General features: G+C 67.6%; 1 protein-coding gene. It reads left to right on the top strand.

Going from position 1 to position 296, the window contains the following annotated elements:
* Nucleotides 1-176: 176 nt before the first annotated feature.
* On the top strand, nt 177-296 hold a 120-nt coding region (locus ADK54_RS48815), incomplete at its 3' end, for a DUF6507 family protein (protein ID WP_420717327.1).

Below are 296 nucleotides of genomic sequence, written 5' to 3' on the forward strand. Positions count from 1 at the left end.
CAAGGCGGCGGCCGAGGTGCGGGAGATCATCCGGCTGGTGCGCGGCACGCTGGAGCTGAACGACGGCACCGCGCAGTCGACGCTGTCGAAGGCGAAGGCCGCCGTCGACGCCATCGGCTGAGGGAGCAGGGGCGGGCTTTCTGCGTTGTGAAGTTGATTGACGGGGGTGTGGTGCGGTGACGAGTTGGGACATCAAGCCGTCCGGGGTTTCGGGCGTGTTGAAGAAGACGGCGACCGCGGCCGAGGCCATGTCGAAGGCCGGAACAGCGATGCAGGAGAGCCTCAAATCGGCGGCC

The organism is Streptomyces sp. WM6378, assembly GCF_001279695.1.
GTDB lineage: Bacteria > Actinomycetota > Actinomycetes > Streptomycetales > Streptomycetaceae > Streptomyces.